The organism is Pseudidiomarina gelatinasegens, assembly GCF_004025325.1.
GTDB classification, from domain to species: domain Bacteria; phylum Pseudomonadota; class Gammaproteobacteria; order Enterobacterales; family Alteromonadaceae; genus Pseudidiomarina; species Pseudidiomarina gelatinasegens.
Genome location: NZ_RSFE01000007.1, coordinates 118,751 through 130,343 on the forward strand (window position 1 = coordinate 118,751; position 11,593 = coordinate 130,343).

Annotated in this window: 10 protein-coding genes; 8 read left to right on the forward strand and 2 right to left on the reverse strand. The window is 41.4% G+C overall.

Annotated elements, in window-relative coordinates; genetic code table 11:
* Nucleotides 1-306: 306 nt before the first annotated feature.
* From EGC76_RS09855 to EGC76_RS12005, 8 genes are all read left to right on the forward strand, one after another.
* Nucleotides 307-945, forward strand: coding sequence for a hypothetical protein (locus EGC76_RS09855; RefSeq protein WP_128352830.1), 639 nt, complete (start codon nucleotides 307-309; stop codon nucleotides 943-945).
* Between the two features lie 2 nt (nucleotides 946-947).
* Nucleotides 948-2,558, forward strand: a complete 1,611-nt coding sequence (locus tag EGC76_RS09860; RefSeq protein WP_128352831.1) for a site-specific DNA-methyltransferase — start codon at nucleotides 948-950, stop codon at nucleotides 2,556-2,558.
* Nucleotides 2,555-5,212 (forward strand): DEAD/DEAH box helicase, encoded by a 2,658-nt coding sequence (locus EGC76_RS09865; RefSeq protein ID WP_128352832.1) that lies wholly within the window; start codon nucleotides 2,555-2,557, stop codon nucleotides 5,210-5,212. Before EGC76_RS09860 ends, EGC76_RS09865 begins: the two co-directional genes overlap by 4 nt.
* Nucleotides 5,213-5,291: 79 nt before the next feature.
* Nucleotides 5,292-5,744: a Panacea domain-containing protein gene (locus EGC76_RS09870; protein ID WP_128352833.1), complete on the forward strand. Its 453-nt coding sequence runs from the start codon at nucleotides 5,292-5,294 to the stop codon at nucleotides 5,742-5,744.
* Nucleotides 5,745-5,751: 7 nt separating this feature from the next.
* Complete coding sequence (locus EGC76_RS09875; protein WP_128352834.1) at nucleotides 5,752-6,357, forward strand: hypothetical protein; 606 nt, start codon at nucleotides 5,752-5,754, stop codon at nucleotides 6,355-6,357.
* 280 nt (nucleotides 6,358-6,637) lie between these two features.
* A complete protein-coding gene (locus EGC76_RS09880) occupies nucleotides 6,638-8,401 on the forward strand; it encodes a retron Ec67 family RNA-directed DNA polymerase/endonuclease (RefSeq protein WP_246013956.1) in 1,764 nt (587 codons plus the stop codon).
* Nucleotides 8,402-8,571: 170 nt separating this feature from the next.
* Nucleotides 8,572-9,384 (forward strand): DUF2971 domain-containing protein, encoded by an 813-nt coding sequence (locus EGC76_RS09885; RefSeq protein WP_128352835.1) that lies wholly within the window; start codon nucleotides 8,572-8,574, stop codon nucleotides 9,382-9,384.
* Between the two features lie 150 nt (nucleotides 9,385-9,534).
* Nucleotides 9,535-10,416 (forward strand): trypsin-like peptidase domain-containing protein, encoded by an 882-nt coding sequence (locus tag EGC76_RS12005; protein WP_246013957.1) that lies wholly within the window; start codon nucleotides 9,535-9,537, stop codon nucleotides 10,414-10,416.
* A gap of 156 nt (nucleotides 10,417-10,572) precedes the next feature.
* Here EGC76_RS12005 and EGC76_RS09895 read toward each other — a convergent pair whose 3' ends face one another.
* Both EGC76_RS09895 and EGC76_RS09900 read right to left on the reverse strand, forming a co-directional pair.
* Nucleotides 10,573-10,842, reverse strand: a complete 270-nt coding sequence (locus tag EGC76_RS09895) for a helix-turn-helix domain-containing protein (protein ID WP_128352836.1) — start codon at nucleotides 10,840-10,842, stop codon at nucleotides 10,573-10,575.
* Nucleotides 10,843-11,254: 412 nt separating this feature from the next.
* A partial coding sequence (locus tag EGC76_RS09900; protein ID WP_164876830.1) for an integrase core domain-containing protein occupies nucleotides 11,255-11,593 on the reverse strand: 339 nt, incomplete at its 5' end.

The following is an 11,593-nucleotide window of genomic DNA, read 5'->3' on the forward strand; positions in this document are numbered from 1 at the left end:
ATTATATCGCTGATTTCCAGAGTAACTAATAGTCGTTGGCAGGTAGTCCCAACCATTACAATATGACTAGAGAATGTTGCCTCGAGAGGCAATGCAGAAGAGTGAGCTTGGAAAAAGTGCCAGTTAAGCACGAAGAAGCGTGGACCGTATATATAGCTGGAAAGAACTAACTCTGATAAGACATACCATTTGGAGTCGTTGAACAAATCGACAATAGCTTTCAAAGATGCTCTGCTTTCGTTATTGTTGTTTATTTGTGTCTGCTGCTATTAAGGGTTAATCGTTCAAATCAAAGAGTGAAATCTAATGGTTAGTGAAAATGTCGAACTGATTTCTCAAGTTTCCTGGGTTGAATCAGGGATTTTTTGGACAAGTTTTGTACTTGCTATAATTACTGTGACAGCAACTTTTTTTAACTATTTGCTATTGAGAACACAAAAAGACCCAGAAGTGATCGTTTATGCGACACCGGATGACAGGCGACCCTCTATAATAAATCTGGTGATCGAAAATATTGGTCCAGGTTTAGCTAAAAATGTGACATTCAAAATTCCAGATTACTTTCCTGCCGACGCGTTTGGATTTGATAATTCAGAAAAACCCAAGTCGATGACCAAAGGGCCCTTGCTTCGTGGAATCCCTTCTTTGGGGCCTGGTGCGAAGCGAATTCTGACATGGGGCCAATACGGAGGCCTGCAAAAGGGGTTGGGGGACGATACGGTATCTGTGATTTGTACATATTCACGGGACCGAATAGGTTTGCCGGGTCAGAAGAAATTGACGACCGTTTGCTCTTTGGATATCCAGTCCTTTGAGGCTACAGATGCTTCAGACAACAATTGGGATAAAAAATCAGCAAACGAACTCGAGAAAATTGCAAAAGCATTAAGTCAATCAGCTACAGGCTCCAAGCCGCTAAAGATATTTCTTAAGGAAGATAACTAAAAATGCCCATTTTGAAATGGCTCACTAGAGATGAGGATGTTAGAGCAGCAGCAGCAGTCCCTTATCGTCTAATTGAAGAAGTTCCAGAGTTAAGTTATGGGGATGTTAAAACCGGAAACATGCTCATTCAAGGCGACAACCTAGACGCTTTAAAGGCTCTGTTACCATACTACGCAGGGCAAGTTAAGTGCGTTTACATCGACCCACCATATAACACTGGTGCAGCGTTTGAACACTACGATGATAATCTTGAGCATTCCAAATGGTTATCGATGATGTGGCCACGAGTTGAGTTGCTCCGAGAGCTTTTAACAGAAAATGGCGTTCTATTGATAAGTTTAAATGACGATGAGGTCCATTATCTAAAAGTTATATGTGACGAAATTTTTGGTAGAAAAGCATTTAAAGGCAGCTTTATTTGGCACTATGAGGGTAACACAGATAATCAAGCCCAAATTATTAATTATCATGAACACATTCTTATTTACTGTAAGGGGCAATTGGCGGTCACACCAGGAGTAGTAGACCCAAACACTCAAGAGTCGAGTAAACTTAATAACCCAGAAATAAGAAATACAGTTGTCAAGAATGGTCCCAAAAACCCATCAAAACCGGTACTTATTCCAGCTGGATTCCCAACGTCCTTGCCTAATGGTGAGTTTAAACCAGATAAATCTGCGTTTCCTAAGTGGAGTGCCTCGTTGCAAGTTAAAGACGGGAAAACTATCACCGATGTGATTGCTACATCAGGTTGGAGCTCGAGAAAAATCCTTGAAGACTTTATAGGTAATAATTTTAAGCCTGTTTTAGATAGTAAAGGCCAACATACTCGTTTTGAAATAACGCATACAGGCGCAATAGAGTACATTAAAACAAGAAGACAAGATAAAGGGCATATTGTCTCTGTACTTCGCGGCTTTGGCACAACGAATAAAAACCGTATGAAGCTTGAAAAGCTAGGGTTGAGTTTTACCTATCCAAAACCTGTAGACTTGATAACTTATTTAATTCGCGTTTTTTCGTCAGGCAATGATCTTGTATTGGACAGTTTTTTAGGAAGTGGAACTACAGCTCACGCAACTCTGGAAGCCAATAGAATAGATGGGGCGAATCGCAAGTTTATTGCAATAGAGATGCTTAAACGCAATGCAGAAGAAATTGCGCAATCAAGATTAAAAGCTGTTATTTCAGGTCATAAAAAAGCAGAAATTGAAAAGACTGGCGGTGGCTTTCGCTTTTACCGTTTAGGGCCACCCGTCTTTACTGAGGACGGGCAAATACAGCCAGATATCCGCTTCCCGGTACTCGCAGCTCATATTTGGTTTGCTGAAACCGGCCAATCGTGGCATCAACCAGACGACTTATCTCCGTTTCTTGGAGAATGTGAGAAAAAAGGATACGCCTTGTTGTATAACGGAATTCTCGGAGATAAGTCAGCTTCTGGTGGTAATGTGCTTACCCGCAAAACACTTTCAATAATTCGAAGTGCCCAAGGCAACTTTAAGGGAACACTAATCGTTTACGGCGAAAGAACTGCTCTGTCTGAAACGACATTGAAGTCAGAGCAAATTGAATTCAAGCAAACTCCATACGATGTAAAGGCGCGAAAATGAAGCTAAAACAATATCAAAAAGCCTCCCTAACGACTTTACGAAAGTATCTTGAAGAAGCTCGAATTGTTGGTCCTTCAGAAGCTTATACAGCACTAACAGCAGAGCCTGAGCTTGCAAAACGGTTGAAAGGGTTTGCTTCAAAATACAAACCGCTAAAGTCATCGCCGGATGTGCCCTACGTTTGTCTGCGTTTACCCACTGGCGGCGGCAAGACTATATTGGCCGCCCACTCAATAACCGTTGCAAAAGAAGCATGGATTGAAAAAGATTATCCGATGGTGCTTTGGTTGGTTCCAACCAACACTATTCGTACGCAAACTGCAGAAGCACTTAAGAATCCGCGTCACCCCTATCGCCAAGTACTTGATGAAGCATTTGAAGGAAGGGTGCGAATTTTTGATATTGGTGACTTTACGCAGATCACAACGCAAGACTTAAGCTCCAACCTATGTGTCGTCGTTGGCACCATTCAGACGTTGCGTGTAACCAATACCGATGGGCGAAAAGTGTATGCGCACAACGAGAATCTGGAATCTCATTTTTCTAGTGTGTCAGCAAATACAGCAGGTTTAGAGCCCATTGATAATGATTCGAGAGGCGGCTTCCGTTTCAGTTTCGCCAACTTAATGCACTTGCATCGACCGCTCGTTATCATGGACGAAGCACACAAGGCAGGGTCAGATTTAAGCCAAGAGGTTTATGAGCGCATCAACCCGTCGGCATGCATTGAATATACTGCCACACCAAAAGGCTTTAATAACATTCTCCACACCGTTTCAGCACAAGAGCTGAAAGATGAGGAAATGATAAAAATGCCAGTGGTTCTGGATGAGGCTGAAACTTGGCAGGGCGCAGTAAACTCGGCGATTTTTAAACGCGCTGAATTGCAGGAATACGCAGACCGCGACCGTGATGACTACATTCGGCCTATTGTGCTCTTCCAAGCAGAAAAGAAAGGTGGAGAAGCTACAGTTGAAGTACTTAAGCAGCACTTAATTGAAAATGAAAATATTGATGAGCATAAAATTGCCGTTGCAACAGGCTCTCAACGAGAACTAGATGGAATCGACTTATTCAAGCCGGATTGCCCTATAGAGTACGTCATTACAATAGAAGCATTGAAAGAAGGCTGGGATTGCTCATTCGCTTATGTCTTCTGTTCACTGGCCAATATTCGTAGCTCAACAGATGCAGAGCAACTATTAGGGCGAGTTTTGCGAATGCCATATGCAACAAAGCGAAAAGAAGCGGCATTGAATAAATCCTACGCAAAACTTGTTTCGAAGCACTTCTCTGAAGCGGCGATGACTTTGAGAGACAAGCTCGTTGATATGGGATTTGACGAGAGTGAGGCGGAGGATAATATCGAAGCCGAACAACCTGGTTTTGATGATGGTTTATTTGGCAAGCCAGAACGTCGTCGTCCAACAATGTCCGTGGAAGTTAAAGCAACGCCTCAAGAGCAACGCGAATTGCAAAGCATTGCCCCAGGAAAAATTAAAGTCTCTGCAGGCGAGAATGGGAATGCAACAATTGAGTTCTATGGCGTACCCAAACCGCGTGAAGAACAAGCACTTATCGAAAAGGCACCAACGAACATGCATGAAGTCTTGCGTGCCAAGCTTAAGGAGTTCAAAGAACAACATCCAAATGAGCTCGCGCCGGCGCATCTTGGTGAAGAATTTATTGTTCCGCGTTTAATGACTAATATTCAGGGCGAGTTAGTGTTTGGCGATACGGATATTCTGATGGAATATCACGATTGGTCGTTAAACGATTACCCTGCTCGGCTAAGTGCCAAAGAGTTTGATATTGTCGAGACCACCAATGCTTTTGAAATTGATTTGGACGGAAACCGATTAACGGTATCTGTTTCGGATGCTTCATCGCAGCTTTCTCTCGATATTGCAGTTGAGGATTGGACACCAAACAGTCTTGTGCGTTGGTTGGATAGTCGTATTCGAGATCAGTGGATTGGGCAGGCTGAATTACTGGCGTGGTTAAGTGATATCGTTGAAAACTTGACTCAGGAACGAGGTATTCCTTTATCTCAATTGATGCGCTGTAAGTTTATTTTAGCGCGGAAACTCAAACAGAAAATTCAGAGTTTCCGATTATTAGAACGTGAAAAGGTTTACCAAAGTAACTTATTTGGGCCGACAGCTCGTATTGAGGTGTCATTTGATGAAGGCTTCCGGTTCTTTGACGACATGTACTATGACGTGCCTAAATATCGTGGTGGTCAGTTCAAGTATAAGAAGCACTTTATGGGGCCAGATGAAGTTCCCTCTTTTGATAGTAAAGACGGCGGTGAAGAACACATGTGTGCTCTTGCCCTTGATGCATTGCCAGGACTGAAGTACTGGACACGCAATGTCGCCCGTCATCGTAATTCCTTTTCGTTGCCTACCTCCACGGATAAGTTTTATCCCGATTTCGTAGCGCTAATGGATGATGGGCGGTTGCTAGTTGTAGAGTACAAAGGCAAAGACCGTTCGGCTGACGAAAGCCGCGATTCGCGAGAGAAGAACCTAATTGGCCAGCAATGGGCAAAAGCATCAAACGGCAGAGCTGTCTTTGTGATGGCTACTATGGAAAAAGGTGACCCGAAAGAAGTTCGAGCCCAAGTGCTAGCGGCGCTAGGCATGAGTTAAGTGGAACTATGAGTTATATTTATATCAAAGATGTGGTATATTCGGCCGCATTTCGAATTATACGAAAAAGGAGTTAAGCGTGGTGCTTTCTCAAGAATTAAATACTGTCCAAGAGGCAATAATCTTTCTTCATCGCAAAATGTTCGATGAAAGCCCATCTCCGATGAAGCTCCAAAAGCTTTGCTATTACGCTCAGGGGTTTGCTCTGGCTGAAGGTCATGAATTGTTCCCCGAAGACTTTCAAGCTTGGCAACATGGACCTGTGCTGCAATCTCTATATTGGGAATATCAAGCATTTAAATGGCGTCAAATTGACTGTGATGTTAGTGAACCAAAACTACCTCAATTAGATCTTATTGAAAATGTCGTAGCGGCCTATGGGCGTTATGATGGTGCTGCCCTAAGTACCATGACTCATAGAGAAAAACCATGGATTGATGCTAGAGGTGACTTGCCAGAGTCATCCGGTAGTAACGAAGTTATATCAAAAGATTCTATGAAGCGGTTTTTCACGAGTAAGCTCCAGAGCTGAAACTCTCATGGGTAAGAGCAAATATGCTGATATCGCAGATCGTGATGCAGAATCCGTATCGCAAGAGAAACTCAAAGTATCTTTCGAGAATATCGACTTTAATTCTGAAGAGTTTTTCTTTCACGGTTTAGATCCCCACTATTACTCAAAATTTTTTAATTGTATTTCTGAGCTTCAAAGATCTAAAGAGTCCGAAATAGCCCAGCAGACACACCCAAGCTTATCTCCAAAATCCATATTCAATACTAAGACGTCTATAAAAGACTCTTTCCCTGATTGTGTAATTGAGAACGTAAAGCAAAAACTTTATATTGAAACTAGAGACGATCAAGATTCAATGAATAGAGCTTTAGAGATAACCTCGAGGGCTTTTGAGGTTAGTCTGGGGAAAAATCATGGCCGTTTGCACGGTTTTCTTTGGAATAATACTTTTTACGTTGTTTGGATAGACCCTGCACACAATTTATTTCCGATGGATAGGAAAATTTCTAAACATGCAGATGCTGCAGTTGTTAGATGCTTCTCTCCTGATGAATGCAAGCGCCTGCAAAGTAAAATTCGCGAGCTACAGTATGAATATGACGAGCTCTATGAAGCTTTTGCGAATCAATGAGTGATCATACTGAAAAAAAGTGTTTGCTTTAGGGTATTAAAGGATTTAGTGGATTTCTCAAGTAAAGTTAATATTTACGATGCTCTAGATTTGACTATCGTTATTTTTCTAATATATTGACTTACGGCTCACATGCAGATTTGTTGGTTGCGCTTCGCAACCTGTGACAACATTGCTAGATAGACTCGCCTTTCGGACTACTCGTTTGAGCGTCCTGGAACTACTCGCCAGCCGCGCGTAGGAGTGCATGTGAGCCATCTCTTCAATGCTGATAGCGAGAGTGATTTTGATTCATAGAAGAGACTACCAACTGCTAAAAAAAGCAAAAACGAAGCCTGAGTTAGCGTCACTTCTCGGAATAACTGCGGCCTTTCTAACAAGAGTGCTTTATCATCCTGGTGCCAATGACCATTACCACCAATTTGAAATTGATAAAAAATCCGGTGGAAAAAGAAAAATAAGCGCTCCCTCGAATGAACTAAAGGATATTCAGAGCCGATTATCTACTCTCCTTCAAAATTGCCTCGATGTAATCCGCTTCGACACCGAAGTCAGCCGAGAATGTCTTGTATCTCACGGTTTTGAGCGAGAACGTTCGATAATTACCAATGCTGCTATCCATAAAGGAAAGAGGAACATACTAAATTTGGATTTAGATGATTTTTTTGGACAATTTAACTTCGGACGTGTTCGAGGTTATTTCATAGCAAATAAGCATTTCGAACTTGACCCACATATTGCTACAGTAATTGCTCAAATTGCTTGTTATGAGAACTCTCTTCCTCAGGGCAGCCCATGCTCTCCTGTTATAGCCAACCTTATAACTGCCAGCCTTGATATGAAGTTGTTGAATTTAGCTAAAAGCTGCGGTTGTTCTTATTCGCGGTATGCGGACGATATTACGTTTTCGACCCGCAAAAAAGAATTTCCTTCAAGCATAGTTAAGGTACTCGAGCCACTTGAACTCGGAGGAAAGTTGATTGGAGAAATCAGAAGAGCTGGTTTTTCTGTAAACGCCTTAAAAACGCGATTGCAATACAAAGATTCAAGGCAGGAAGCCACAGGCTTAGTGGTAAATCGCAAAGTAAGCATAAAGTCGGAATATTGGCGTTTAGTAAGAGCGATGGCGTTTAGGCTTTTTAAAAAGGGTGAGTTCGAGATCCTTGACGTAAATGGCGAGCCACGAATGGGTACTTTAAATGAGCTTGAAGGACGGTTAGCTTTTATTGATGCCATTGATCGTTACAATAATATCGTAGCTAGACGACGCCCTAAAGCTCCGTGGGGCACAATTAAGCATACTGGCTTAAATGCGTTTAAAGGGCGGCACAATTCACGAGAGGCTGTTTATAGTCGTTTCCTTTTCTATAAGTATTTTTACTCGAGTGAGTACCCGACTATTTTAACTGAAGGCAAGACGGATAATGTTTACTTGAAAAGTGCGTTATCAGAGCTTCAAGGGTCTTACCCTAGCTTAGTTTCTCCAAAAGGACAAGACAACGCCTATAGTCCAAAACTAAAATTTCCAAACTTAAACAAACGTACGATGTACCTACTTGATTTGGGAGACGGTGCAACACCTGTTGCAAAGTTGGTTCAAAGGTACGAGACCGAGTTAGCGTACTTCCACGGAAAGAAAGCAACGTCACCCGCTATCTTGATCCTGGATAATGATAGCGGCCCGTCAGAGCTTCTGAAGGAGTTAGCAAAACCAAAGTATAGATCTTGCCCCAATAGCGTAACGGACATCAAAAAATCAGGATTTCTTCACATTTTTGAAAACCTGTACTTAATTCTGACCCCTCTTAATTCAGGCGGCAAAGACTCCATGATGGAGGATTTGTTCGATGCTAAGACACTAGCGACGCCTATCAATGGTAAAACGTTTTCAACCCTGAGTAGCTTTGATACTGCCAAACATTATGGCAAACATGTATTCTCAACCAAAGTTGTTAGATCAAGTAAATCATCTATCAAATTCGATAGGTTCAGGTATATTTTTGACGAAATTGAGAAAGTAAAAGCCCACTTTGCGAAGCTATAAGACAGTTGTACTAATCTTTATTAGCTTTGAGTATGATATTGAATCGATACGGGGTCGCAGACGAAGAACTAATACCGTAAATAAGTACAGTTAGTTCTCATTTTAATTGACTCTGGTTAGTTTTTGCGTTGCGTTTAAAGGCGACTTCATTCAAAAGGAGAGGCATTTTTGTGGGTAACGCAGATTTAATTTGTCATTACACTTCGATGGAAGGCTTTAAGTCGATTATTCAGTCCAAGAAGATTTGGGCCACGAATGTACTGTTCTTGAATGATACGAAAGAGTATCTTCATGCATTTGATGTTTTCCAAGCGGAAGTTGAGAAACTCAAGATAGAGTTAAAAAATTTATCAGAGAAAGATACCCTATTTTTCTCAGGGCTTGCTCAATGCATGGATGAGATGGACTATATCGGAGCGGAACAGCATTATGTAACCTCGTTTTCAAAAAATATCGACCAATTAAGTCAGTGGCGGGCATACGGTTCGATAGGAATTGTTTTTAATAAAGCGCTCTTTGAAAATAGTTTAAATACCCACAATCAACTTTATTGTCGTATGAAGCCATGTCGATATGATACCGAAGGTTTACAGGAGATGATCACTGCGAAGATTCGCAAACTTTATACCGATTATTTGAATTCAAGTAATCATGACGCGATTTATCGCTTAGCTACAGATCTTCAAATATACCTGTATAACAGAGCTGCATTTCTCAAAGATAAAGGTTTTCATGAGGAGCGAGAATACCGGGTTTCATATGCTTCTACCGGTGATGAAGAGGTGAAATTTCGAGCCACGGATTCATGTTTGGTACCTTACGTTGAGATAGCATTTGATCAACATGCAATTGATTCAATTTATATTGGTCCAAGCGTCGAGCCCAAGAGGGCCGAAAAATCAATCGAATTATTCTTATATGAGCATTTTCCTGATAATCCGCCCAAAGTTCATAAATCCCAGTGTACTTATAGAAATTGGTAGTTATACAGTTTCCAAGTGTTGGTGAACGAACAGATTATTCGGCTACAAAGGTTAAGAAGCATTTTTCCAAGCTATTGGAAAGCAATAAGGGGAAGACCAGAACCGCCGCTAGATAAATGAATATTTCACGGCACCGATTGAGGATAAAATATGGCTAAAATAGAAAATGAACAAGCCTCAAACGAAATACCGATATCGACACAGTGGACTTTAGATGCAGTAGGGGAAATTGGCCGCTCTTCAATGAACTTTGTTTTTATGATTAATTGCCATGCCACAGGGGCAAAAGGCTCAGGCTTTTTGTTAGAAAATGGCCTTATAGTAACTAATGAACATGTCGTAAGAGGTTGTTCAATAGAACAAATAACTATTACATCAGCTTTCGGAGATCAAGTTTCAGTTTCTCAAGGTTGGCTGGATTCCGACCGTGATTTAGCAATTTTAAGACCATCCATCGCGCAATGTGGGGGATTGAGTATAGCTAGAGAAGCTAAACTTCAAGTTGGCGAGTCAGTTACCACCTGGGGGTATCCATTAGGTTATAATGGACCTGCTCCACTTCTATCAGTCGGTTATTTGGCGGGTTTCATTTCGCATCGAACCGGCAAAGGAGTCAAAAAGCATTTGGTAGTTAATGGTGCGTTCAATTCGGGAAACTCTGGAGGAGCTTTGTTTAGGGCTTCAGACAACAAGGTTATTGGAATTGTTGTTAGCAAGCATGCTCCAATAAGTCAATATCACCAATCGGCAATTGAGGCTTTGGCAAAGAATAATTCTGGTGTTGTGTTTCACGCAAGTGATGAAAACGGGCAAAAAACGAGCTTCGTAGAATCACAAATTGTTGCCGAGCTTCTTGTTCATATGAGGAGCTTAACCCAAGTTATGATTGGTGAGGCGATTGCAGCTGAAGAATTAATTGCGATGTTAGATGAAAGTGATTTGAGCGCACCTAAAAACCTGTCTAGGAATTCTCCTTGTTATTGCGGGAGCGGTAAACGGTTCAAAGAATGCCATGGAAAAATCCTACAATAACACGGTTGGAACGAACGCTACTATAATCTCTATCTCTCTAGAAGATTTAGGAAAGCTAAACGTGCTTTTGTAATAGCCCCTTTTTAAAAGGGACACTCCTTAAAGATAGGCTTAGACCTATCTTTAAGGAGTGTCTATGGAGCGTATTGTAAATATTTAATCTGGAATCTCCAAAAGTTGCTTAATTCGTAAATCAACTACTCTTTTGTCGCGTTTATGAGCGTTAGCTAACTTAGAATATTCAGGAAAAACCTCTAACAATTGAAGCTCTAATAATTTGGAAATCGATAGTGCTACTCTGGTTGAAACTGCCTTTCGATTAATGACTTTAGAAATTAAACTAGGAGAACAGCCTAATACTTTTGCTATTGCTGTTTGACTGAACCCCTCTTTGTTTAGAGCCTGAGATATATTTTTTGATAACATGTTGCATCCTATGCATTGAGAGTCACTTGAAAAACTACACTAGCAACATGCACTGCGAAAGGAGAACGAGCGGAAATACGAATTATCTGACGCGTCAAAACGTCAAAAACTCACACACATTATTCGAAAATTCTATGCTAGGGGCTTCAAGACTGAATAACTGAGTATACCTGTTGCCGAAAACTACCTTCTAACGAAAAGTTAAGTTGAGATGCTATTGGATGATTTTCAAGGGAACTATTTGAGTCCTGTCCCCATAATGGCACTGGCTCGAGTGTTTTCTGATTAGACCTATTATCAGATTTTGACTCAGTGAGAGTTAGCGTTGAAATTTTTCCCCAGTCTCTAGCTTTATCAAACCTTTTGACCTTTCCCCTGAAATAACACCATATTTTCAATGAGATTTCAGTTTTTATGCCACCTGTTTTGCATATTCAGCTGGCGGTAAATAATTCAGTGAACTGTGTGGTCTTTCTTCGTTGTAATGACGCTGCCACTGCTCAATGTCGTAACGTGCTTCATCAAGAGTTCTAAACCAATGCTGGTTTAAGCATTCATTCCTGAACTTTCCGTTCAGACTCTCTACGAAGGCATTCTGCGTGGGTTTCCCTGGCTGAATAAAGTTCAGGCGTACACCTTCAGTTTTGCTCCAGAAGAACATAGCCTTGCTCGTAAATTCTGTGCCGTTGTCGCAAACAATCGAGTCAGGCCTCTTACGAGCCTCGATAACTTGCGATAAAAAGCGTGCCAC

Coding starts and splice junctions, on each gene's coding strand:
- EGC76_RS09855 (WP_128352830.1), top strand. CDS start 307: ATGGTTAGTGAAAATGTCGAACTGATTTCTCAAGTTTCCTGGGTTGAA.
- EGC76_RS09860 (WP_128352831.1), top strand. CDS start 948: ATGCCCATTTTGAAATGGCTCACTAGAGATGAGGATGTTAGAGCAGCA.
- EGC76_RS09865 (WP_128352832.1), top strand. CDS start 2,555: ATGAAGCTAAAACAATATCAAAAAGCCTCCCTAACGACTTTACGAAAG.
- EGC76_RS09875 (WP_128352834.1), top strand. CDS start 5,752: ATGGGTAAGAGCAAATATGCTGATATCGCAGATCGTGATGCAGAATCC.
- EGC76_RS12005 (WP_246013957.1), top strand. CDS start 9,535: ATGGCTAAAATAGAAAATGAACAAGCCTCAAACGAAATACCGATATCG.
- EGC76_RS09895 (WP_128352836.1), bottom strand. CDS start 10,842: ATGTTATCAAAAAATATATCTCAGGCTCTAAACAAAGAGGGGTTCAGT.